Source organism: Pseudomonas sp. MDT1-16 (genome assembly GCF_054898115.1).
The window spans coordinates 817113-840593 of sequence record NZ_CM142717.1; the positions used below are offsets into that span (position 1 = coordinate 817113).

Annotated in this window: 17 protein-coding genes and 2 tRNA genes; 15 read left to right on the forward strand and 4 right to left on the reverse strand. The window is 59.9% G+C overall.

Annotated features, from left to right (window positions below; genetic code table 11):
• Positions 1-52 precede the first annotated feature (52 nt).
• The 13 genes from ACYZT3_RS03640 (at position 53) to ACYZT3_RS03700 (ending at position 16663) form a co-directional block, all read left to right on the forward strand.
• The gene (locus ACYZT3_RS03640; RefSeq protein WP_462031535.1) at positions 53-1552 is read left to right on the forward strand and encodes an NAD(P)H-hydrate dehydratase; all 1500 of its coding nucleotides are present in this window, start codon (positions 53-55) and stop codon (positions 1550-1552) included.
• Complete coding sequence (gene tsaE, locus ACYZT3_RS03645; RefSeq protein WP_461968157.1) at positions 1540-2010, forward strand: tRNA (adenosine(37)-N6)-threonylcarbamoyltransferase complex ATPase subunit type 1 TsaE; 471 nt, start codon at positions 1540-1542, stop codon at positions 2008-2010. The genes ACYZT3_RS03640 and tsaE overlap by 13 nt, the downstream gene beginning before the upstream one ends.
• Complete coding sequence (locus tag ACYZT3_RS03650) at positions 2011-3438, forward strand: N-acetylmuramoyl-L-alanine amidase (RefSeq protein WP_462031536.1); 1428 nt, start codon at positions 2011-2013, stop codon at positions 3436-3438.
• Positions 3435-5345 (forward strand): DNA mismatch repair endonuclease MutL, encoded by a 1911-nt coding sequence (gene mutL / locus ACYZT3_RS03655; protein WP_462031537.1) that lies wholly within the window; start codon positions 3435-3437, stop codon positions 5343-5345. The genes ACYZT3_RS03650 and mutL overlap by 4 nt, the downstream gene beginning before the upstream one ends.
• Positions 5345-6316, forward strand: a complete 972-nt coding sequence (gene miaA, locus ACYZT3_RS03660; RefSeq protein WP_282376860.1) for a tRNA (adenosine(37)-N6)-dimethylallyltransferase MiaA — start codon at positions 5345-5347, stop codon at positions 6314-6316. Before mutL ends, miaA begins: the two co-directional genes overlap by 1 nt.
• Before the next feature lie 94 nt (positions 6317-6410).
• Positions 6411-6671 (forward strand): RNA chaperone Hfq, encoded by a 261-nt coding sequence (gene hfq, locus ACYZT3_RS03665; RefSeq protein WP_007902656.1) that lies wholly within the window; start codon positions 6411-6413, stop codon positions 6669-6671.
• A 12-nt stretch (positions 6672-6683) separates the two neighbouring features.
• A complete protein-coding gene (gene hflX / locus ACYZT3_RS03670; protein ID WP_462031538.1) occupies positions 6684-7985 on the forward strand; it encodes a ribosome rescue GTPase HflX in 1302 nt (433 codons plus the stop codon).
• A gap of 96 nt (positions 7986-8081) precedes the next feature.
• Positions 8082-9254: an FtsH protease activity modulator HflK gene (hflK, locus tag ACYZT3_RS03675; protein ID WP_131058812.1), complete on the forward strand. Its 1173-nt coding sequence runs from the start codon at positions 8082-8084 to the stop codon at positions 9252-9254.
• Positions 9254-10123, forward strand: a complete 870-nt coding sequence (hflC, locus tag ACYZT3_RS03680; RefSeq protein ID WP_056746351.1) for a protease modulator HflC — start codon at positions 9254-9256, stop codon at positions 10121-10123. Before hflK ends, hflC begins: the two co-directional genes overlap by 1 nt.
• 316 nt (positions 10124-10439) lie before the next feature.
• Entirely contained in the window at positions 10440-11627 is a 1188-nt protein-coding gene (locus ACYZT3_RS03685; RefSeq protein ID WP_282376695.1) for an ATP phosphoribosyltransferase regulatory subunit, read from the forward strand.
• A 54-nt stretch (positions 11628-11681) separates the two neighbouring features.
• Positions 11682-12974 carry an adenylosuccinate synthase gene (locus tag ACYZT3_RS03690; protein WP_282376696.1) on the forward strand — a complete coding sequence of 431 codons (1293 nt, stop codon included), beginning with the start codon at positions 11682-11684 and terminating at the stop codon, positions 12972-12974.
• A 139-nt stretch (positions 12975-13113) separates the two neighbouring features.
• A complete protein-coding gene (locus tag ACYZT3_RS03695) occupies positions 13114-15048 on the forward strand; it encodes a methyl-accepting chemotaxis protein (RefSeq protein WP_282376697.1) in 1935 nt (644 codons plus the stop codon).
• 346 nt (positions 15049-15394) lie between these two features.
• On the forward strand, positions 15395-16663 hold the full coding sequence (locus ACYZT3_RS03700; protein ID WP_462031539.1) for an IS110 family RNA-guided transposase: 1269 nt from the start codon (positions 15395-15397) through the stop codon (positions 16661-16663).
• A 28-nt stretch (positions 16664-16691) separates the two neighbouring features.
• Here the strand turns inward: ACYZT3_RS03700 and ACYZT3_RS03705 are convergent, their stop codons facing one another.
• From ACYZT3_RS03705 to ACYZT3_RS03720, 4 genes are all read right to left on the reverse strand, one after another.
• Entirely contained in the window at positions 16692-18257 is a 1566-nt protein-coding gene (locus tag ACYZT3_RS03705) for an ABC transporter permease (protein ID WP_282376698.1), read from the reverse strand.
• Positions 18257-19267, reverse strand: coding sequence for an extracellular solute-binding protein (locus ACYZT3_RS03710; RefSeq protein ID WP_282376699.1), 1011 nt, complete (start codon positions 19265-19267; stop codon positions 18257-18259). Before ACYZT3_RS03710 ends, ACYZT3_RS03705 begins: the two co-directional genes overlap by 1 nt.
• Before the next feature lie 191 nt (positions 19268-19458).
• Positions 19459-19545 (reverse strand) — tRNA-Leu (locus ACYZT3_RS03715).
• Positions 19546-19711: 166 nt separating this feature from the next.
• Positions 19712-19798: transfer RNA gene (locus ACYZT3_RS03720), tRNA-Leu, on the reverse strand.
• 224 nt (positions 19799-20022) lie between these two features.
• Here ACYZT3_RS03720 and rnr point away from each other — a divergent pair.
• Both rnr and rlmB read left to right on the forward strand, forming a co-directional pair.
• Positions 20023-22662: a ribonuclease R gene (rnr, locus tag ACYZT3_RS03725; protein WP_282376700.1), complete on the forward strand. Its 2640-nt coding sequence runs from the start codon at positions 20023-20025 to the stop codon at positions 22660-22662.
• The gene (rlmB, locus tag ACYZT3_RS03730) at positions 22659-23426 is read left to right on the forward strand and encodes a 23S rRNA (guanosine(2251)-2'-O)-methyltransferase RlmB (protein ID WP_282376701.1); all 768 of its coding nucleotides are present in this window, start codon (positions 22659-22661) and stop codon (positions 23424-23426) included. Before rnr ends, rlmB begins: the two co-directional genes overlap by 4 nt.
• The last annotated feature ends 55 nt before the right edge of the window (positions 23427-23481 follow it).

Below are 23481 nucleotides of genomic sequence, written 5' to 3' on the forward strand. Positions count from 1 at the left end.
AACCGGAGCTGAGGTGCGTATAATTCTGCCAGACATCGGAGCCCGAAGACGCATGCCGCAGACTAAAGATGATTTACCCGACGCGCTGTACAGCGCCGCGCAAGTCCGAGCCCTCGATGCGAGCCTGATCGCGGCCGGTACATCGGGCTTCGAATTGATGCAGCGCGCGGCGCGGGCGACCTGGCGCGCACTGGTCCGTCATTGGCCGACGGCTAACGAGTTGAGTGTTGTGGCCGGCCATGGCAATAACGCCGGCGACGGTTATCGGGTGGCCGTGCTGGCGCGACGTGCTGGCTGGCATGTGCGGGTGTTGGCGGCGGGTGATCCCCAGCGTTTACAAGGCGACGCGGCATTGGCCCATGCCGAGGCCGTGTCCGAGGGTGTCGCGGTTCAAGCCTGGAACGCACATTCGGAGTTGCGCGGTATCGTGCTGGATGCCTTGCTCGGCACCGGTCTGACGGGAGAGGTGCGAGAGCCTTACGCCAGTGTGATCGCGACGATCAATGCCAGTGGGCTGCCGGTTGCGGCCGTGGATATCCCTTCGGGGTTGTGCGCTGATACCGGCCGAATACTCGGTGCTGCCGTTCGAGCTGATCTGACCGTAACCTTCATTGGTTTGAAGTTGGGTCTTTTCACGGGAGACGCCGCGGATCTGGTTGGCGAACGGGTCTTCAATGATCTGCAAGCCTTTCCCGAGTCTTTTAACGGGGTCACCGCCACTGCCCGTCGCCTGACCACCGGTAACGTGCCACGTCTGGCGCCTCGCCCTCCCACCTCCCACAAAGGTAACTTCGGCCACGTCCTGCTAATCGGCGGTGATCGCGGATTTGGCGGCGCCATCCTGCTGAGCGCGCAAAGTGCGCTACGCAGCGGTGCCGGGATGGTGTCCGTCGCAACTCGCAGTGAACATGTTCCGGCCGCTCTGGCGAGAATTCCCGAAGCCATGGTGCTGGGCACTTCGTCGGCCAATCAGCTGATGGGACTGCTTCAAAAAGTTTCCGTGCTGGTTGTCGGCCCAGGCTTAGGTCAGGCTTCCTGGGGGAGCAGCCTTTTGTCGGCGGCTGCCAATGCGCCGCTTGCGCAAGTCTGGGACGCCGATGCGTTAAATATGCTGGCTGAAGAACGTGTGAGCTTGCCCAAGGACTGCGTGATCACACCGCATCCTGGCGAGGCGGCGCGGCTGCTGGGAATAACGACTGCCGAGGTGCAGGCTGACCGTCCTGCAGCCGCTCACGCATTGAGCAAAAAATACACAGCTGTAGTGATTTTGAAAGGCGCCGGCAGCCTGATCGCCAGCCCCGATGGGCGTCTGGCGTTGTGTCATCAGGGGCATCCGGCCATGGCCACCGCCGGTTTGGGTGATGTGCTGGCCGGTCTGGTTGGCGCATTGCTGGCTCAAGGCATGGAGGCGTACGACGCCGCCTGCCTGGCCGTCTGGCTGCACGCCAATGCCGGCGAGCAAGAAGGTAAAACGGGCCGTGGGCTGGCGGCCAGTGATCTGATTCCAGCCATTCGTCAGTTGTTGGAGGAGCATGCACCGTGTCTGAAGTAACCCTGTACCTGGCTGATGAAGAGGCGATGACCGCATTCGGCGAACGCATCGCAAAAACCACTCAAGGGCACGGTCTGATTTTTCTGGAAGGGGATCTGGGGGCGGGGAAAACCACGCTGTCGCGGGGCATCATCCGGGGGCTGGGGCATGTCGGCGCGGTGAAAAGTCCGACGTTCACGCTGGTCGAACCCTACGAGATTGGCGACATCCGGGCCTTCCACTTTGACCTCTATCGCCTGGTCGACCCTGAAGAGCTGGAATACCTCGGTATCCGCGACTACTTCGAAGATGACGCCTTGTGCCTGATCGAATGGCCCCGACAGGGTGCAGGCTTTTTGCCAAAGCCCGACCTGACCATTACCATTAGCCCGCAAGACAGCGGGCGTTCGCTGAAAATTTCGTCCCAGGGCTCGCGTGGCGAGTCGTGGTGTGCCGCTTTGGCATTGGAATCCAATTAAATGATGGGGTCAGGTATGCGCTTTCGCGCGATGGTAGCTGCCGTAGGATTGTTGTTTTTGGCGGTGACCGTCGACGCTGTGGCCGAGACGAAGGTCAACAGCGTTCGCCTGTGGCGGGCTCCGGACAACACACGATTGGTGTTCGACCTGACAGGGCCTGTCCAGCACAGCGTCTTCACCCTGACCGCCCCGGATCGGCTGGTCATCGACATCAATGGCGCGACTCTGGGGGCGCCGTTGAACGTCAACTCCTCGAACACTCCGATCACCGCCATGCGCTCGGCTCAACGTACGCCGACCGACCTGCGAGTGGTCATCGACCTGAAAAAAGCCGTCACGCCGAAAAGTTTTACCCTGGCGCCAAACGCCCAGTACGGCAATCGCCTGGTGGTCGACTTGTTTGATAACGCCGCCGACGCCGCGCCAATTCCAGCGCCGACCAACGTCGCGACAGTCGCCCCGGTACCGGTCACGCCGGTGGAGCCCGCGGTGAAGCTGCCGCCAGCACCGGCCGGCAAGCGCGACATCATTGTGGTCGTCGATGCCGGCCACGGCGGCGAAGACCCGGGTGCCTCGGGCTCTCGCGGTCAGCGTGAAAAAGACGTGGTGCTGGCCATCGCCCGCGAACTGCAGCGTCAGGTCAACGGCATGAAAGGCTTCCGCGCCGAACTGACCCGCACCGGCGACTACTTCATTCCATTGCGCGGCCGGACTGAAATCGCCCGCAAGAAGGGCGCCGACCTGTTCGTTTCGATTCACGCCGACGCCGCGCCTTCGGCCGCTGCTTTCGGAGCCTCGGTGTTCGCCCTGTCTGATCGCGGTGCTACCTCGGAAACGGCCCGTTGGCTGGCTGACAGCGAAAACCGTTCCGACTTGATCGGCGGTGCCGGCAACGTCAGCCTCGACGACAAGGACCGCATGCTGGCGGGCGTACTGCTCGATCTGTCGATGACGGCATCCCTCACGTCCAGCCTTAACGTTGGCCAAAAGGTTCTTAGCAACATCGGCCGCGTCACGCCGCTGCACAAACAGCGCGTAGAACAGGCCGGGTTCATGGTGCTGAAGTCGCCGGATATTCCATCGATCCTGGTGGAAACCGGGTTTATCTCCAACGCCAACGAAGCTTCCAAGCTGGCCGCAGCGAACCATCAGCAGGCGCTGGCGCGTTCGATCAGCAGCGGCGTGCGCCAGTTCTTCCAGCAGAATCCGCCACCGGGCACCTACATCGCCTGGCTGCGTGATTCCGGCAAAATCGTTCAAGGTCCACGTGACCATCGGGTAAGCCCGGGTGAAACACTGGCGATGGTTGCCGTGCGTTACCAGGTGTCGCCAGCCACGCTGCGCAGCGCCAACAACCTGAAAAGTGACGAGCTGAAGATCGGCCAGACCCTGACCATTCCCGGCACTGAACTGGCGGCCAAAGAATGAACCAGGTGCTGACCAACACGGCTCGCATCGAGCTGCTCAGCCCGCGACTGGCGAACCAGATTGCCGCCGGTGAGGTGGTTGAGCGCCCGGCCTCGGTGATCAAGGAGCTGCTGGAAAACAGCCTCGACTCCGGCGCCAAGCGCATCGATGTCGATGTGGAGCAGGGCGGCGTCAAGCTGCTGCGGGTTCGCGACGACGGCAGCGGCATTTCCGCCGATGACCTGCCGCTGGCTCTGGCCCGTCACGCCACCAGCAAGATCCGCAACCTGGAAGACCTCGAACAGGTCATGAGTCTCGGGTTTCGCGGTGAAGCCCTAGCCTCGATCAGCTCCGTGGCGCGTCTGACCCTGACGTCCCGCACCAAGGATGCCGATCAGGCCTGGCAGGTCGAAACCGAAGGCCGGGACATGGCGCCTCGTGTTCAGCCCGCGGCCCATCCGGTGGGCACCTCGGTGGAAGTGCGCGACCTGTTCTTCAACACCCCGGCACGGCGCAAATTCCTCAAGACCGAAAAAACCGAATTCGATCACCTGCAAGAAGTGATCAAGCGTCTGGCGTTGGCGCGTTTCGACGTGGCGTTCCATTTGCGTCACAACGGCAAAACCATCCTCAGCCTGCACGAAGCCCATGACGATGCGGCCCGTGCCCGGCGTGTGGCGGCGATTTGCGGTTCGGGTTTCCTCGAGCAGGCGCTGCCGATCGAGATCGAGCGCAATGGCCTGCATCTGTGGGGCTGGGTCGGGTTGCCGACCTTTAACCGCAGCCAGGCGGACTTGCAGTACTTCTTTGTGAATGGCCGCGCGGTGCGCGACAAGCTGGTGGCCCACGCGGTGCGTCAGGCTTATCGCGACGTGCTGTTCAACGGTCGACACCCGACGTTCGTGCTGTTTTTCGAGGTCGATCCGGCGGGCGTCGACGTCAACGTGCACCCGACCAAGCACGAAGTGCGCTTCCGTGACGGGCGCATGGTTCATGATTTCCTCTATGGCACCTTGCACCGCGCCCTCGGCGATGTGCGGCCGGAAGACCATCTGGCCGCGCCGGTGGCGACGGCCATCGTTCGACCGACCGGCATTGATGCGGGCGAGTTCGGCCCGCAAGGCGAAATGCGTCTGGCGGCCAATGCCTTGCTGGAACAGCCTCAGACCCAGCCGTCGTTCAATACGCCGGCAGGCGCGGGCGCGGGCGCCGGTTATCAGTATCAATACTCGCCTCGGCCTCAATCGGGTGTGCCTGCGGCTGAAGCTCAGGCTGCCTACCGTGAGTTCTTTGCGCCGTTGCCAGAAGCGAACGCTGTCGCACTGCCAGCAGGGCAGGACGATATTCCGCCGCTGGGTTATGCACTGGCGCAGCTCAAAGGCATCTACATTCTTTCGGAAAATGCTCAGGGCCTGGTGCTGGTGGACATGCACGCCGCCCACGAGCGGATCATGTACGAGCGCCTGAAAATCGCCATGGCCAGCGAAGGCCTGAGCGGCCAGCCGCTGCTGGTGCCGGAATCCCTGGCGGTCAGTCAGCGTGAGGCCGATTGCGCCGAAGAACACGTCGCGTGGTTCCAGCGCCTGGGCTTTGAGTTGCAACGTCTGGGGCCGGAATCCCTGGCGATCCGGCAGATCCCTGCACTGCTCAAGCAGGCTGAAGCCAATCGATTGGTCAGCGACGTCTTGGCGGATCTGATGGAATACGGCACCAGCGACCGGATTCAGGCCCACCTGAACGAACTGCTCGGCACCATGGCCTGCCACGGCGCGATTCGTGCGAATCGGCGTCTGGCCCTGCCGGAAATGAACGGCCTGCTGCGCGACATGGAAAACACCGAGCGCAGCGGTCAATGCAACCATGGCCGACCGACCTGGACCCAACTGGGCCTGGACGATCTGGACAAACTGTTCTTGCGCGGTCGTTGATGAACCAGCTCCCGCCTGCGATTTTCCTGATGGGGCCGACCGCCGCCGGCAAGACCGACCTGGCCATCGAGCTCACCAAAGTCTTGCCTTGCGAGCTGATCAGTGTCGATTCGGCGCTGGTCTACCGTGGCATGGACATCGGCACCGCCAAGCCTTCCAAAGCGCTTTTGGCTGAATTTCCGCACCGCTTGATCGATATTCTTGACCCGGCAGAGAGTTATTCGGCCGCAGATTTCCGTCGTGATGCCCTCGAAGCCATGGCCGAGATCACCGCGCGGGGGAAAATTCCGCTGCTGGTGGGCGGCACAATGCTCTATTACAAGGCTTTGGTGGAAGGTCTGGCAGACATGCCGGCGGCCGATCCGGTCGTTCGCGCGCAGATTGAAGAAGAAGCTGCACGCCTTGGCTGGCAAGCCCTGCACGATCAACTGGCGGTCATCGATCCAGAATCCGCCGCGCGTATTCATCCGAACGATCCACAGCGACTCAGTCGAGCGCTGGAAGTTTATCGCGTCAGCGGTCAGAGCATGACTGCACTAAGGTTGCGACAATCTGCGCAAAGTACTGAAGCAGCCGCCTCGGGACTGCAACAATTGCCCTATACTGTCGCGAACTTGGCCATTGCTCCGGCAAATCGCCAGGTACTGCACGAGCGAATTAAACAAAGATTCACGAATATGTTGGAACAGGGATTCATTGACGAGGTCGTAGCCCTGCGTAAGCGAAGTGACCTGCATGCCGGGTTGCCGTCTATACGTGCAGTAGGTTATAGGCAAGTCTGGGACTACCTGGATGGCAAGCTGACGCAAGCCGAGATGCAGGAGCGTGGAATCATTGCCACGCGCCAATTGGCGAAGCGCCAGTTCACCTGGCTGCGCAGTTGGGCTGATTTACACTGGTTGGACAGCCTGGATTGCGACAATCTGCCGCGCGCCTTGAAATACCTGGGGACCATCTCCATATTGAGCTGAGTCCTTGCAATTGCCGTCTATCCTTGGGGGTCTGACGGCCACAAGCCATCTGTTTACCTATTTTTTATATTGAATCCTTAAAGGAGTGCGGCACATGTCAAAAGGGCATTCGCTACAAGACCCTTACTTGAATACTTTACGTAAAGAGAAAGTGGGGGTTTCCATCTACCTGGTCAACGGGATCAAACTGCAAGGCACGATCGAGTCTTTCGACCAGTTCGTTATCCTGCTGAAAAACACCGTCAGCCAGATGGTTTACAAACACGCTATCTCTACAGTGGTGCCGGTTCGTCCAATTCGTCTGCCTAGCGCAACCGAATCCGAAGCAGGTGATGCTGAGCCAGGTAACGCCTGATAGGAGTCTCCTTTGTTCTTTGAGCGCCACGGTGGTGGTGAGCGGGCAATTCTCGTTCACTTGGATGGTCAGGACCCTGAGGCGCGCGAAGATCCGCAGGAGTTTCAGGAGTTGGCAATTTCGGCTGGCGCCGAGACCGTCGCGTTTCTCAACGTGCCGCGTCATCGGCCAACCGCCAAATACCTGATTGGCAGCGGCAAGGTCGAAGAGTTACGTGACCTGGTCAAAGCCGAGCAGGTTGATCTGGTGATTTTCAATCACATCCTCACGCCCAGTCAGGAACGTAACCTCGAACGTGTTTTCGAGTGTCGCGTGATCGACCGCACGGGTCTGATTCTCGATATCTTCGCCCAACGCGCCCGCACCCATGAAGGCAAGCTCCAGGTCGAACTGGCCCAGCTTGAGCACATGAGTACGCGGCTGGTTCGTGGCTGGACTCACCTTGAGCGGCAGAAGGGCGGTATCGGTCTGCGCGGTCCGGGTGAAACCCAGCTCGAAACCGACCGGCGCCTGTTGCGGGTTCGCCTGCGGCAGATCAAGGGGCGCCTGGAAAAGGTTCGCAGCCAGCGCGAGCAGTCTCGTCGCGGGCGCAAACGGGCTGACATTCCGACGGTTTCACTGGTGGGTTATACCAACGCCGGCAAATCGACGCTGTTCAACTCGGTGACCGACTCCGACGTCTTCGCGGCTGACCAACTCTTCGCCACCCTCGACCCGACCCTGCGCCGACTCGAACTCGATGACCTCGGGCCAATCGTGCTGGCCGACACCGTGGGTTTCATTCGCCACCTGCCGCACAAACTGGTCGAGGCATTTCGGGCTACGCTCGAGGAGTCGAGCAACTCTGACCTGCTGTTGCACGTGATCGACGCCCATGAACCGGAGCGTATGGCCCAGATTGAACAGGTCATGGTGGTGCTCGGGGAGATCGGGGCTCAAGAGTTGCCGATCCTTGAGGTATACAACAAACTCGATTTGCTCGAGGGTGTAGAGCCGCAGATCCAGCGCGATGCCGACGGCAAGCCGCAGCGGGTCTGGTTGTCGGCCAAGGACGGTACTGGCCTGGATCTGCTCAAACAGGCGGTGGCCGAGCTGCTCGGGGATGATTTGTTTGTTGGCACCTTGCGTTTGCCGCAACGTTTTGCTCGACTGCGTGCGCAGTTTTTCGAACTCGGTGCGGTGCAGAAAGAAGAACACGACGAAGAAGGCATCAGCTTGCTGGCTGTTCGCTTGCCACGGGTCGAGTTGAATCGACTGGTGAGCCGCGAAGGTCTGCAACCGATGGAATTCATCGAGCAACACACTTTGCAATAAAAGCCTGAGAAAGCGGTTGTGCCGCGGTGACAGGCATTCTGTAGCATTGGTCGGCGCGCCGTGGGTGCGTCTTTGCTTTATCAGATGGAGAGCGCTATGGCTTGGAATGAGCCGGGTGGCAACTCGAATAATCAGGATCCTTGGGGTGGCAAACGCCGCAATAACGGCGACCGCAAGGGGCCACCGGATCTCGACGAGGCCTTCCGAAAGCTGCAGGAAAGCCTGAACGGGTTGTTCGGTGGTGGTAAAAAACGCGGTGATGACGGTGGTGGTTCGGGCAAGAGTGGCGGCTTCGGCGGCATTCTTGGCATCGGCCTTGTCGTGCTCGCGGCTGTTTGGCTGTACAGCGCGGTCTATGTAGTCGACGAGCAGGAGCAAGCCGTGGTGCTGCGCTTCGGCAAGTACTACGAAACCGTCGGCCCGGGCCTGAACATCTATTTCCCGCCGCTTGATCGCAAGTACCTGGAAAACGTCACGCGTGAGCGTGCCTATACCAAGCAGGGTCAAATGCTGACTGAAGACGAGAACATCGTCGAAGTGCCGCTGACCGTGCAGTACAAGATCAGCAATCTGCAGGACTTCGTACTGAGCGTCGACCAGCCGGAAATCAGCCTGCAGCACGCGACCGAAAGTGCCTTGCGTCATGTGGTGGGTTCCACCGCGATGGATCAGGTGCTGACCGAAGGTCGTGAATTGATGGCCAGCGAAATCAAGGAGCGTCTGCAACGCTTCATGGATACCTATCGCACCGGTATCACCGTCACTCAGGTCAACGTACAGAGCGCAGCGGCACCGCGTGAAGTGCAGGAAGCCTTCGATGACGTGATCCGCGCCCGTGAAGACGAGCAGCGTTCGCGCAACCAGGCTGAAACCTACGCCAACGGCGTCGTGCCGGAAGCCCGTGGTCAGGCCCAGCGCATCATCGAAGATGCCAATGGTTACCGTGACGAAACCGTCTCGCGCGCCAAGGGTGAGGCCGATCGCTTCACCAAGCTGGTCGCCGAGTACCGCAAGGCACCCGAAGTCACCCGCGAGCGTCTGTACCTGGACACCATGCAGGAAGTCTTCAGCAATACCAGCAAGGTTCTCGTGACCGGCAACAAGAATGGCCAGAGCAATCTGCTGTACTTGCCGCTGGACAAAATGGTCGAGAGTGGCCGTAGCACCGGCACTTCTGTGACCGGCGCGGCAGCCACCAGCAATGAAGCGAGCGCGCGTGCGGCCGCTGATCTGCAGCAACAGCCAGCACGTACCAGGGAGAGTCGCTGATGAGCAATAAATCGCTGATCGCCCTTATTGTCGGCGTCGTCGTGGCGATCGCAGCCTGGAACTGCTTCTACATCGTGGCTCAGACAGAGCGTGCGGTGCTGCTGCAGTTTGGTCGCGTGGTTCAGGCTGATGTTCAGCCAGGCCTGCATGTGAAAGTGCCTTACGTTAACCAGGTGCGTAAATTCGACGCACGCCTGATGACGCTGGATGCACCGACGCAACGCTTCCTGACGCTGGAAAAGAAAGCCGTCATGGTTGATGCCTACGCCAAGTGGCGCGTGAAAGATGCCGAGCGCTTCTACACCGCGACGTCTGGCCTCAAGCAGATTGCTGACGAGCGTCTTTCCCGTCGTCTGGAATCGGGCCTGCGTGACCAGTTCGGTAAGCGCACGCTGCACGAAGTGGTTTCCGGTGAGCGCGATGCGCTGATGACCGATATCACTGCTTCGCTGAACAAGATGGCGGAAAAAGAGCTGGGCATTGAAGTTGTCGATGTTCGGGTCAAGGCTATCGATCTGCCGAAGGAAGTGAACCGCAGCGTGTTCGAGCGCATGAGTTCCGAGCGTGAGCGTGAAGCTCGCGAGCATCGCGCCAAGGGTAACGAGCTGTCAGAAGGCATTCGTGCCGACGCTGATCGTCAACGCCGCGTGTTGCTGGCTGAAGCCTATCGTGAATCTGAAGAGGTTCGCGGTGATGGTGACGCCCAAGCCGCTGCGATCTACTCCAAGGCCTACGGCCAGGATCAGGAGTTCTACGGTTTCTACCGTAGCCTGCGTGCCTACCGTGAAAGCTTCGCGAACAAATCCGACGTCATGGTCCTGGACCCAAGCAGCGACTTCTTCCGTTACCTGGAAAAAGCCAAGCCTTGATACGACGTTGACCTGAATCATCCCCCGCCTGACGGCTAACACCTCGGGCGGGGTGATCCTTTGGGAAAACGTGTGTATGATGCGGCAGCCGGGAAATTCCCGGCTTTTTTGCGTCTGCACGTTTGATTGCTGTTTTTTATGCAGGCGTCCGAGTTGAATGACTCGACAGGTTTTTCGAGGAAAGTGGTTGGCGAAGCCGATTTCAGGCTTTTCGCCCCGTTGTTCATGCGCGTGGTTTGCGCATGAGCCGATCATTTTCTGCTTCACTCAAGGCTCGCCCAAAGGCTTGCCGCCCGGATCATAGGGGAATGGCGTAATGGCAACGGTAGACCGCTGGCTGCTGCCAGATGGCATCGAAGAAGTACTGCCACCAGAAGCGGCGCGCATTGAAGTCGCGCGTCGTCAGGTGTTGGATCTGTTCCAGAGCTGGGGTTACGAGTTTGTCGTGACTCCCCATATCGAGTACCTGGAATCCCTGCTGACCGGCGCGGGCCAGGACCTCGATCTGCGTACCTTCAAGGTCATCGACCCGCAATCGGGCCGGCAGATGGGTTTCCGTGCTGACATCACGCCGCAAGTGGCGCGCATCGATGCGCACACCTTGCGTCGCGAAGGCCCGAGTCGCCTGTGCTATGCCGGTAGCGTGCTGCATGCTCAGCCGCGTGCCTTGTCGTCCTCTCGCAGTCCGATCCAGCTGGGCGCCGAGTTGTACGGCGATGCCAGTCCGAGCAGCGACGTGGAAGTCATCAGCCTGATGTTGGCTATGCTGCAACTGGCCGATGTGCCGGATGTGCACATGGACCTCGGTCATGTCGGCATCTACCGCGGCCTGGCTCGCGCCGCCGGTTTGTCCGGTGAAGTTGAACAACAGTTGTTCGACGCGTTGCAACGTAAAGCCATCGACGAGGTCATTACCTTGACCGAAGGCTTGCCTGCCGATCTGTCGGGCATGTTGCGGGCGTTGGTCGACCTGTGTGGCGGCCGTGAAGTATTGAACGCTGCCCGCGAGCGTCTGGCGAATGCGCCGGCGCCGGTACTGGCAGCTCTGGACGACCTTCTGGCGATTGCCGAGCGTCTGTCCACGCGTTTCCCGGAGTTGCCGCTGTATTTCGACCTGGGCGAGTTGCGCGGCTACCACTACCACACCGGTGTGGTGTTCGCGGTGTTCGTGCCGGGTGTTGGCCAGTCCATTGCTCAGGGCGGTCGTTACGACGACATCGGCGCCGACTTCGGTCGCGCTCGTCCGGCAACCGGCTTCTCTACCGATTTGAAAACCCTGGTGACCCTGGGGCGTGCTGAGATCGAGTTACCGTCTGGCGGTATCTGGATGCCTGACAGTACGGATGCGGCACTCTGGCAGCAGGTTTGCCAGTTGCGCAGTGAGGGTCAGCGTGTCGTTCAGGCATTGCCTGGGCAACCTTTGGCCGCCGCCCGTGAAGCGGACTGCGACCGGCAATTGATTCAGCAGAACGGGCTTTGGCAAGTATCGCCACTGGCTTCTTGAGTTTTCCTGCCGGCCGCGGCCGGCACCAAGTTTGCGCGAATGAGGACAAGTGTTATGGGTAAGAATGTCGTAGTCCTGGGCACCCAATGGGGTGATGAGGGCAAAGGCAAGATCGTTGATCTGCTGACCGAACATGCTGCCGCCGTAGTGCGCTACCAGGGTGGTCACAACGCTGGTCACACCTTGGTGATCGACGGCGAAAAAACCGTCTTGCACCTGATCCCTTCGGGCGTGCTGCGCGCAGGCGTGCAGTGCCTGATTGGCAACGGTGTGGTGGTTGCACCCGACGCTCTGCTGCGGGAAATCATCAAGCTGGAAGAGAAAGGCGTACCGGTGCGTGAGCGCCTGCGTATCAGCCCTTCCTGCCCGCTGATCCTGTCCTACCACGTAGCGCTGGACCAGGCGCGTGAAAAGGCCCGTGGCGAGCTGAAGATCGGTACGACCGGTCGCGGCATCGGCCCGGCTTACGAAGACAAGGTTGCACGTCGCGGTCTGCGCATCGGTGACCTGTTCCACCGTGAGCGTTTCGCCGCCAAGCTGGGCGAGTTGCTGGATTACCACAACTTCGTACTGGTCAATTACTACAAAGAACCCGCAATCGACTTCCAGAAGACGCTCGACGAGTGCATGGAATACGCCGAGCTGCTCAAGCCGATGATGCTCGACGTCACCGCTGAGCTGCACGAGCTGCGTCGTGCTGGCAAAGACATCATGTTCGAAGGCGCCCAAGGCTCCCTGCTGGACATCGACCACGGTACCTACCCGTACGTCACCAGCTCCAACACCACTGCGGGCGGCATCGCCACTGGTTCGGGTTTTGGTCCGATGTACCTGGATTACATCCTCGGTATCACCAAGGCCTACACCACTCGCGTGGGTTCGGGTCCATTCCCGACTGAGCTGTTCGATGACGTGGGTGCTTTCCTGGCCAAGCGTGGCCACGAGTTCGGCGCTACCACTGGCCGTGCCCGTCGTTGCGGCTGGTTCGATGCCGTCATCTTGCGTCGCGCTATTGACGTCAACAGCATCTCGGGCCTGTGCCTGACCAAGCTGGACGTGCTGGACGGTCTGGAAACCATCAACATCTGCGTTGGCTACAAGAACCAGGATGGTGCAGTGATCGACGCACCGACAGACGCCGACAGCTACATCGGCCTGGAGCCGGTGTACGAAGAGATGCCAGGCTGGACCGAATCCACCGTCGGTGCCAAGACCCTGGAAGCGCTGCCGCAAGCTGCTCGCAACTACATCAAACGCGTCGAAGAGTTGGTCGGTGCACCGATTGACATTATTTCGACGGGCCCGGACCGCAACGAAACCATCGTTCTGCGTCACCCGTTCGCTTAATAAGCCGTTGATGTAAAACACAAAGGCTCCTTGATTGGGGCCTTTGTCGTTTAGGTCTTTCGGACGGCACGACCCTTGCTGTGATTATCGCTTCTTGATGAGCCATCAATTTAATGGCGTCAAAGCAGAGGGATTTCCTGTGTCGGCCGTTCTCTCACTGTTACAAAGCCGTCTATTGCGGCCCGTGTTCGTTACCCTTGGTATCGCGCTTTTGGTGCAGGTGCTGGTGGCTGTTGCCCTGACTCGGAGCACAGTGACCGCGCTGGAAGCCGATCTGGGTGTGCGCCTGGGTGCCGACAGCCAAAAGCTCTCTGGTGAACTGGAGCAGGCGGGGCGTGAAGTCACGTCGAGCCTCGACAGCCTCTCCACCAGTACTCGTCAACGCCTTACGGCCGGTTTGTCCTCGCGATTGAAGGACGAGCAGGCACAACTGCGTGCGACGCTGGAAAAGGATCTGAAGGACTCCGCCAATGATATGGCGCAGCTTCTGGCCTCGGTCGCACCCCGCGCCATGTGGGACAGCGACGTTCCAACCCTGTCCGAATTCGCCCGCCGGGCCCAGCGTAATCCCAACGTGTTGTTCGTGGTCTACGACGACGCCACGGGGCAGCACCTGACGCGCTACTTGAACCGGGAGAACCCGATCAACAAGGCGCTGTTGGAGAAGGGCCAGGGCGAGCGTGCCCTGGACAAGGTGCTGGATGCGGCGAAGAACGATCCATCGGTCTATTACCTCGAAGCCTCGATCAACCCCAACGGGGTGGAAATCGGCAAGGTCTTGATGGGCGTCTCGACCGCCTCGGTGGAAACCGATCTGGCGGCTCTGGACAAGCGCTTCTCGGCGCTGATCGCCAGCAGTGATCAACTGGTCGGCGACAGCCTCAAGGGCGCGGCGGCTGACAGCGCCACGGCGATGCGTGCGCGTCTGACGTCTGCTCAGTCCACCGCCTCTGAAATGAAAGACAACACTACCAGCACTGTTCAGGAAGCCGCGGCGACCTTGCGCTGGCGCATCGGCATGGGCCTGGCGCTGGTAGGGTGCGGCGTGCTGCTGTTGCTCGCGGTGGTGCTGGGCCGTCGAGTGGTCAACCGCTTGAAAATGCTCATCGCGGCCATGGACGACCTGGCGGCGGGCGAGGGCGATCTGACCAAGCGCGTGCAGATCAGCAGTAAGGACGAAATCGGCGACATGGCCTCGGCGGTCAATCGCTTTGTGGATAAGTTGCAACCTATCGTGCGCGAAGCGGGCGATGTGGCTCAGCGAACCGGCGTGGAAATCGGCGCCATGACCTTGCGCAATGCGGGTGCCGATGCGGCGGCGGGCATGCAGCGCGATGAAGTGGCCGAGAGCCTGCGTGCGTTGTCGCAAATGGCTGATGATGCCCAGTCTGAAAGTCATGCCATGCAGGCAGCCTTGCAGCAAGTGGTGGATATTCGTTCGGCCACGGATGAAAACACGCGGACGTCGGCGAAAGTCGGCAGCCTGATCGAGGCGTTGGCCGGTCAGGTCGATACCGGTGCGAAAGTCATCGAGCGGCTGGCGCAGCAGAGTGAGCAGATTGAAGTGGTGCTGACGGTGATTCACGGGATCGCCGAGCAAACCAATCTGCTGGCGCTGAACGCGGCCATCGAAGCGGCACGAGCTGGCGAGACCGGCCGCGGGTTTGCCGTGGTAGCGGACGAGGTGCGAGCGCTGGCGAGCAAGACACAGAGCTCCACCGGCGACATTCAGGCGCACATCGTTGCTTTGCAGCAAGGTGCGCGAGAGGCTGTTGCAGCGATTGGCCAGGCCGGACGTCAGGCCAGCGAAGGTTTGCTGGTACTGCGTGACAGTGCGCGGTTGCAGCAATCAGTGCAGGCGTCGGTCGAGCAAGTGCATGCGGCGATTGGTTTGGCAACACAGGCCGCGGCGCATCAGGCACAAGGCGCGCAGGCGGTGCGTGGTCGGGTTGAGACCATTCATGCGCAGGCTGAGCAAGCGGCTCAAGCGGTGGTGGCAACCACGGCCAGCGGCAAGGTGCTTGATGGGTTGGCGGCGCAGTTGAAGGCCAGCCTGGGGCAGTTCAGGGCTTAGGATGTTCTTTGTTTGGGCTGGCCTCTTCGCGAGCAAGCCCGCTCCCACATTGGAATGCGTTCCCCTGTGGGAGCGGGCTTGCTCGCGATATAGGTAGTCCGTTCCTTACTCTTCCATACTGATGTTCGCTGGAAGTCGGTTGTCGGCGAGGAAGGAACATGCACCTGTGGGCTACGAATATGCTCGCGCAGCACTCGATGATTACGCCTTCACCTTCGAGTCCACAGGTGCGCTTGCGCCCTCTAACGAATTCTCAGGGAAAGCCCGACACGGCTCTCTATATCGCCTTCGCTGGACGCAAGCATGCATGTCCCTGCATGTACTTTAGCGCCTGTTGAGGTGTTCCATGCAAACGCTCCTGTCTCAGAGTTTCACTGCTTATATCGGAATTGATTGGGCAGACGCCAAGCACGACACCTGTTTGCAGATAGCTGGAGAGGCTCAGCGCAGTTTCGAGGTCATTGACCATAACCCCGAGTCGATTGATCGCTGGGCCAGGTCGCTGCATCAACGTTACGGTGGCCCGATCGCGATCGCCGTGGAGTTGAACAAAGGGCCACTGATAGCGGCTCTGCAAAAATATGAGTTTTTTTGTATCTTTCCGATCAATCCGAGCACCTTGGCCCGGCACCGTAAAACCTTCGTCCCCAGTGGCGCCAAGGATGATCCAACGGATGCTCAATGGGCGCTTGAGCTGTTGCTGAATCACCCCGAACGGTTTCCTCAACTGGTCCAGCAAAGCTCCGCCATGCGTTCGCTCGCCAGCCTGACCGAACATCGCCGCGGATTGGTCGATGACCGGGTCAAGATCAGCAACCGTCTGGTCTGCATGCTCAAACAGTACTACCCGTTGGCCCTGGAGCTGTTTCATGACCATGACACGCTGGTTTTTTGTGAATTTCTGGCGCGCTGGTCGACCTTTGAAACGCTTAAGCGCGCTCGGCCGGCCAGCGTTTTGAAGTTCCTTCACGCGCACAATGTTCGCCATGCTGAGCTCAATCAGCAGCGTTTGGCGTTGATCGCCAAAGCCATGCCGTTGACTGAAGATCCAGGCGTGGTCAGTCCTTCAGCGCTGTATGTGGTGGCCCTGGTCTCGCAACTGAAAGGGGTTATCACGGCGATCAAAGACTTTGATCGGGAGATCGAAAAAACTGCCAACACCCTGGCCGACTACCGACTCTTCAAGGCCTTGCCCGGCGCGGGACAACAGCTTGCCCCACGGTTGATGGTCGCCTTTGGTGAGCAGCGTGATCGCTTCAAGGATGCCAGTGCGGTGCAGCGATATGCCGGAATTGCCCCGGTCACCGAACGCAGTGGCAAGAAAAAAGTCGTCCACTGGCGCTATCAATGCGCAACTTTTTTGCGCCAGACCTTTGTTGAGTGGGCTGCCCACAGCATCAATCAATCGGTGTGGGCAGAGGCGTATTATCGCCAGCAAAGGGCCAAAGGCAGCTCTTACCAAGCAGCCCTCAGGGCTCTGGCGTTCAAGTGGATCCGCATCGTTTATCGGTGCTGGAAGACCAGCACCGTGTACGACGAAAACGTTTATTTACAGACCTTGCTTCGGCACGGCTCGCCTTTGATCAGCGAGCCGGACACAGCAACATCGTGTTGACGGAAAGGCTCAGGGCGTGAAGGCGGTCTTAACGGCTCAAATACATCCGTGTCGTGAGTAGATAAACCGGCAACCCCGACACCAAAATCAACAACGCCGCATAAGGCGCCGCCGCCGCAAACTCCACATTCGCGGTATGCGCCCAGACTTCCGTTGCCAGCGTATTGAGCCCGGTAGGACTCAGCAACAACGTCGCTGTCAGCTCCTTCATCGCATCCAGAAACACCAGCGCAAACGCTGCACCGAGTGCTGGAAAGATGATCGGCAACGTCACCCGGCAAAACGCACTGAAGGACGACGCCCCCAGCGTGCGTGCCGCCTCTTCCAGTTGCGGCGCAGCCTTGTTCAGTGCCGTGCGAATCGGCGCCTGAGCCAGCGGCAGGAACAGCAGCGCATAAGCGATCAGCAACAACGCCGAGGTCTGATACAGCGCTGGCACATAGTGCAGGGCGAAATACACCAGCGTCAGTGCGATCACCAGTCCAGGCAGTGCATGCAACAAATACGGCAGACGCTCGGCCCAGATTGCCAGTTGACCCTTATAGCGCACCACCAACAGCCCAACCGGCACAGCCAGCACCAGACACAGTGCTGCGCCACCGAGGGAGAGTGCCAGTGACGACAACAGCGCTTCGCTGATCGCCGCCACGGGGAATGCGGCTGAGGAGCCAACTGCTAGCCAGTACACCAACATGCCCAGCGGAATGCCGCTGCCGATGATTGCCAGCGCCAGACAATAAACCTGCCCAGCCGCCGACCACGGTCCCAGGCGAACCTGCTCTGCACGTCGCGCCGCGCCTTGACCGGTGCGCACATGCCGGCCCTTGCCGCGCACCCGCAGCTCAAGCCAAAGCAGCACCAGACACAGCGCCAGCAATACTGCCGAAAGCATGGCTGCGTTGGCGTTACTGAATTCGAGCTCGAACTGTTGATAGATCGCGGTGGTGAAGGTCTGCAGGCCGATGATCGACAGCGCGCCGAACTCCACCAGCATGTGCAGGGCGATCAGCAGCGAACCGGCCAGCAACGAAGGCCAGAGCAGCGGCAGGGTGATCCTGAAAAACACGCCCCAGCGATTCTGCCCAAGGGTTCGTGCGGACTCCTCGAGAGAGGGATCAAGATTGCGCAAGGTCGCCGCGACCGGCAGAAATATCAGCGGGTACTTGGAGAGGGTCATCACCAGGATTGCCCCGCCGAGCCCTTCGAAGTGAGCGCTCAACGAGACCCAGGTAAAACTGCTGACAAATGCCGGCACCGCGAACGGCAGGCACAGAATGACGCCCCACAAGCGTCGCCCCGGCAGATTGCTGCGTTCCAGCAGCCACGCCAGCGACAGGCCGATCACGCCGCAGGCCAGCGTCACACCGACCATCAGTGCCAAGGTATTGCGCAGCAGCCCGAACACATAAGGCCGCCAAAGAAGGTGCAGTGCCTCGGCCCAACCGGCCTGCCAGGTTTTGAGCCCGACATACACCAGCGGCAAGAGGCTGAGCACGACCAGCAGTAAAACCGGGAGCAACAACCAGATCGATGGCCGCTTGCGCCGTGGCACGTAACCCCCGCGCGCGACGGGGGCGGATAACGATGCGCTCATCAGTTCAAGCCAACGTCACGTTCCAGGTCCAGGGCTTCTTCGGCATTGCCAAGATCGGCTGGCGTGACCTTCGGTGCCTCAAGTTCGCTGAACGGCTTGAGTCCGCGATCCGATTCCATGCCTTTGTGCAAAGGGTACTCGGCGGTGGTCTGGGTGATCACACGCTGACCTTCTTCGCTGGCCATGTAGGCGAGGAATTGTTGGGCTTCTTTTGGATGCTTGCTGGATTTCAGCGCGGCCGCACTGGAAACGGTGATCAGCCCGCCGACGTCGCCGCCGGTGAAGTAATGCAGTTTCGAATCGAGCTGGCCTTTCTCACGCTGCAAGGCGAACCAGTAGTAGTTGTTCACCAGCACGGTGGCGACTTCGCCGTTTTCCACCGCCTTCAGCGCAACCATGTTGTTGCTGTAAGTCTTGCCGAATGCGCGCAGGCCGGTCAGCCATTCTTCCGCAGCGTCCATGCCGTGTACTTTGATGATTGCCACAGCCTGTTCCTGGAAGGCGCCGCTGGTAGGCACAAAGCCGACCTTGCCTTGCCATTTCGGGTCGGAGAACTCCATCACCGACTTCGGCAGATCCTTCTCGTCAATCAGCTTGGGGTTGTAGGCGACGACGCGGACTCGCGCGGTGATGCCGATCCAGGTGCCATTGCCAGCGACATAGTCTTTCGGCAGAACGGCGAGGGTGGCGACATCGGTCTGGGCCAGCAGGCCTTGTTCGCCGAGTTTGTTCAGTGGGGGCGACTCTTCGGTATAAATCATGTCGGCGGGCGAGCGATCACCTTCTTCGACGACCTGGCTGGCGAGCTGGTTGCTGCTGCCTTTACGCACATTGACGTGAATGCCGGTCTTGGCTTCGAAGGCTTTGGCAATTGCGTCGCCGACTTCCTTGTGTTGGCCGTTATAGAGTGTCAGGGAAACGGCATCGGCGGCCTGGGTGAGGGGAGTAGCGAGTGCCAGGCCGAGCAGGGTGAAGGTCAGGCCGCGGCGCAGGGTATTTCGAAACATCATTCGCAGGGTTCCTCACTGTCGCATTGCAAAAACTTGAAACAATGATAAACGATATTGTTTCTCAAGTGCGCGTTGCGGGGCGGAGAAGGGTTTGCTAGAGCCTTCGGGATTAGTTTTTCAAACCCCGGAAACGCAAAAACCCGCTTTCGCGGGTTTCTGTGAAATTCAAGATCTGGATCTTGAATTTGAATTGGTGCCCAGAAGAAGACTCGAACTTCCACGACCTTGCGGTCACCAGCACCTGAAGCTGGCGTGTCTACCAATTTCACCATCTGGGCATCATCGCAAGCGTTGCCGCTGTTGATGTGGCGCACTATACGGAGAGCTTTTTGATCTGTAAACCCCTGATTTAGTATTAATAAATCAGAAGCTTAGAATGCAAAAAACCCGCTTTCGCGGGGTTTTGTGTGAGCCTTGAAATTGATCTAATCTCAAGCTCGAAATTGGTGCCCAGAAGAAGACTCGAACTTCCACGACCTTGCGGTCACCAGCACCTGAAGCTGGCGTGTCTACCAATTTCACCATCTGGGCAGTATCGGCAACGTCTCCGTCGTCGATGGCGCGCACTATACGGAGCGTCTTTTTAACTGTAAACCCCTGACATCAAAAAAACCTGGAAAATTTTACCAGTGGCATTCAAATCAGCTTTGCAGTGTCGATAAAGGGCTTTAGATCGGCTGTCATAGCCTGAAATTTCCCGTTTCATTACGCCTATGCCAAACTAACCCGCATATAGACAAGGTGAAAACTCTCTAATGGCCGATTGGCAGTCCCTCGATCCCGAGGCCGCTCGTGAAGCGGAAAAATATGAAAACCCTATTCCTAGCCGCGAACTGATCCTTCAGCACCTTGCTGATCGGGGTTCGCCTGCTAACCGCGAGCAACTGGTCGAAGAGTTTGGTCTGACCACAGAAGACCAGATCGAAGCCCTGCGTCGCCGCCTGCGCGCCATGGAACGCGACGCTCAGCTCATCTATACCCGTCGCGGCACCTATGCGCCGGTGGACAAGCTCGACCTGATCCTGGGCCGCATCAGCGGTCACCGTGACGGCTTTGGCTTCCTGGTCCCGGACGACGGCAGTGACGACCTGTTCATGAGCCCGGCGCAAATGCGTCTGGTGTTCGATGGCGACCGTGCGCTGGCCCGTGTTTCCGGCCTCGACCGTCGCGGTCGCCGCGAAGGCATGATCGTCGAAGTGGTGTCCCGTGCCCACGAGACCATCGTCGGTCGTTACTTCGAAGAGGGCGGTATCGGCTTCGTCGTCGCGGACAATCCGAAGATCCAGCAAGAAGTGCTGGTCACGCCGGGCCGTAACGCCAACGCCAAAATCGGTCAGTTCGTCGAAGTGAAGATTACTCACTGGCCGACGCCACGCTTCCAGCCGCAAGGCGACGTGGTCGAAGTCGTGGGCAACTATATGGCGCCGGGCATGGAAATCGATGTCGCCCTGCGTACCTACGATATTCCTCACGTCTGGCCTGAGGCGGTGCTGAAAGAAGCCGCCAAGCTCAAGCCTGAAGTCGAAGAGAAAGACAAAGAGAAGCGCATCGACCTGCGCCATCTGCCGTTCGTGACCATTGACGGCGAAGATGCTCGCGACTTCGATGACGCGGTCTACTGCGAAGCCAAACCGGGCAAGCTGCGCCTGTTCTCCGGCGGCTGGAAGTTGTACGTGGCCATTGCCGACGTCTCCAGCTACGTGAAAATCGGTTCGGCGCTGGACAATGAATCTCAGGTTCGCGGCAACTCGGTGTACTTCCCCGAGCGCGTGGTGCCGATGCTGCCTGAGCAACTGTCCAACGGCCTGTGCTCGCTGAACCCTCACGTCGATCGCCTGGCCATGGTTTGCGAGATGACCATCTCCAAATCCGGCGAGATGACCGACTACTGTTTCTACGAAGCGGTGATTCACTCCCACGCTCGCCTGACCTACAACAAGGTCAGCGCCATGCTGGAGACGCCGAAAGTCACCGAAGCGCGTCAGCTTCGTGGCGAATACAACGACGTTCTGCCGCACCTCAAACAGCTGTACGCGTTGTACAAGGTTCTGCTGGCGGCCCGTCACGTGCGCGGCGCAATCGATTTCGAAACGCAGGAAACCCGGATCATCTTCGGGACCGAGCGCAAGATTGCCGAAATCCGTCCGACCGTTCGTAACGACGCTCACAAGCTGATCGAGGAATGCATGCTGGCGGCCAACGTGGCCACCGCTGAATTCCTGAAAAAGCACGAAATCCCTGCGCTGTATCGCGTCCACGATGGCCCGCCACCGGAGCGTCTGGAAAAACTGCGCGCCTTCCTCGGTGAGCTCGGCCTGTCCCTGCACAAAGGCAAGGACGGTCCGTCGCCGAAGGATTACCAGGCACTGCTGGCCAGCATCAAGGACCGTCCGGATTTCCACCTGATCCAGACCGTTATGCTGCGTTCGTTGAGCCAGGCGGTGTACAGCGCCGATAACCAGGGCCACTTCGGCCTGAATTACGAAGCCTATACCCACTTCACCTCGCCGATCCGCCGCTACCCGGACTTGCTCACGCACCGGGCGATTCGCAGCGTCATCCATTCGAAAATGGACACGCCGCACGTTCGCCGTGCTGGCGCGATGACCATTCCGAAAGCGCGCATCTATCCGTACGACGAAGCGATCCTGGAGCAGCTCGGCGAGCAGTGCTCGATGAGTGAGCGCCGTGCCGACGAAGCAACCCGTGACGTTGTGAACTGGCTCAAGTGCGAGTTCATGAAGGATCGCGTGGGCGAGTCGTTCCCGGGTGTGATCACCGCCGTGACCGGTTTTGGTCTGTTCGTCGAGCTTACAGACATTTATGTCGAAGGCCTGGTGCACGTCACCGCGCTGCCGGGCGATTACTACCACTTCGACCCTGTACATCACCGCTTGGCCGGTGAGCGTACCGGTCGCAGTTTCCGTCTTGGCGATACCGTTGAGGTGCGCGTCATGCGCGTCGACCTCGACGAACGCAAGATCGACTTCGAGATGGCTGAAAAAACCATCAGCGCGCCGATCGGTCGCAAGAAGCGCGGGACTGAAGCGACTGTACCGGCTGCCGCTTCTACAAAAACAGCGGCAGAACCGGTCCCGGCTAAAACCGGTCGTCGTCCTGCCAAGGAAAAGGCTGTCGAAGCCTATCGCCCGAGCGATGCCGCGGCGAAAAATGCCGAGCTGCGTAAAAGCCGCGAAATGAAGCAGGCGTTGCTGTCCGAAGCGAAAAGCGGCGGTAAAGCGGCGTCTGGGGGAAAGGCCGGACGGTCGGCGCCTGACAAGGCTCCCGGCGGCAAGCCAGCCAAACCGAGTAAACACCGTAAAGGCCCGCCAAAAGCGGGTTCCGCTCCTGCTGCCAAAAGTGGCGGGGCGCGTAAACCTAAGGCCAAGTCATGAGTCAGTTGGAAAAGATCTACGGCGTGCACGCAGTAGAAGCGTTGCTGCGTCACCACCCGAAACGCGTCAAGCAGATCTGGCTGGCTGAAGGCCGCAGCGATCCACGGGTCCAGACGCTGATCCAGCTGGCGAACGAAAATCGCGTAGCCGTCGGCAACGCCGAGCGTCGCGAGCTGGATGCCTGGGTCGAAGGCGTGCACCAGGGCGTGGTTGCGGAGGTGAGTCCGAGCCAGGTCTGGGGCGAAGCAATGCTCGACGAGCTGCTCGATCGAACCGAAGGCGCGCCGCTGCTGCTGGTGCTCGACGGCGTGACCGATCCGCACAACCTCGGTGCCTGCCTGCGTTCTGCCGATGCGGCGGGTGCACTGGCGGTGATCGTTCCGAAGGACAAGTCAGCCACGCTGACCCCGACGGTACGGAAAGTTGCCTGTGGCGCAGCGGAAGTGATTCCGTTGGTCGCCGTGACCAACCTGGCGCGCACCCTGGAAAAACTCAAGCAGCGTGGCTTGTGGGTCGTCGGCACGGCGGGCGAGGCTGAGCAGAGTCTGTATCAGCAAGACATGACCGGCCCGACCATCCTGATCATGGGTGCAGAAGGCAGCGGCATGCGTCGCCTGACTCGCGATCTGTGCGACTACCTGGTGCACCTGCCGATGACCGGCAGCGTCAGCAGTCTCAACGTCTCCGTGGCGACCGGCGTGTGCTTGTTCGAGGCTCAGCGCCAACGCAGCGTCAAGGCTGCCGGAACCGCCAAAAAGTCCTGATCCTGCTCAATAGATCGTTCCCACGCTCCGCGTGGGAATGCATCTATCGACGCTC

Excerpts from the sequence above, each read along its gene's own strand:
- hflC (WP_056746351.1), top strand. The coding sequence starts at position 9,254 with ATGAGCAATAAATCGCTGATCGCCCTTATTGTCGGCGTCGTCGTGGCG.
- rlmB (WP_282376701.1), top strand. The coding sequence starts at position 22,659 with ATGAGTCAGTTGGAAAAGATCTACGGCGTGCACGCAGTAGAAGCGTTG.
- hfq (WP_007902656.1), top strand. The coding sequence starts at position 6,411 with ATGTCAAAAGGGCATTCGCTACAAGACCCTTACTTGAATACTTTACGT.
- ACYZT3_RS03705 (WP_282376698.1), bottom strand. The coding sequence starts at position 18,257 with ATGAGCGCATCGTTATCCGCCCCCGTCGCGCGCGGGGGTTACGTGCCA.
- ACYZT3_RS03650 (WP_462031536.1), top strand. The coding sequence starts at position 2,011 with ATGATGGGGTCAGGTATGCGCTTTCGCGCGATGGTAGCTGCCGTAGGA.
- ACYZT3_RS03710 (WP_282376699.1), bottom strand. The coding sequence starts at position 19,267 with ATGATGTTTCGAAATACCCTGCGCCGCGGCCTGACCTTCACCCTGCTC.
- ACYZT3_RS03640 (WP_462031535.1), top strand. The coding sequence starts at position 53 with ATGCCGCAGACTAAAGATGATTTACCCGACGCGCTGTACAGCGCCGCG.
- hflK (WP_131058812.1), top strand. The coding sequence starts at position 8,082 with ATGGCTTGGAATGAGCCGGGTGGCAACTCGAATAATCAGGATCCTTGG.
- mutL (WP_462031537.1), top strand. The coding sequence starts at position 3,435 with ATGAACCAGGTGCTGACCAACACGGCTCGCATCGAGCTGCTCAGCCCG.
- ACYZT3_RS03690 (WP_282376696.1), top strand. The coding sequence starts at position 11,682 with ATGGGTAAGAATGTCGTAGTCCTGGGCACCCAATGGGGTGATGAGGGC.
- miaA (WP_282376860.1), top strand. The coding sequence starts at position 5,345 with ATGAACCAGCTCCCGCCTGCGATTTTCCTGATGGGGCCGACCGCCGCC.
- rnr (WP_282376700.1), top strand. The coding sequence starts at position 20,023 with ATGGCCGATTGGCAGTCCCTCGATCCCGAGGCCGCTCGTGAAGCGGAA.
- ACYZT3_RS03685 (WP_282376695.1), top strand. The coding sequence starts at position 10,440 with ATGGCAACGGTAGACCGCTGGCTGCTGCCAGATGGCATCGAAGAAGTA.
- ACYZT3_RS03700 (WP_462031539.1), top strand. The coding sequence starts at position 15,395 with ATGCAAACGCTCCTGTCTCAGAGTTTCACTGCTTATATCGGAATTGAT.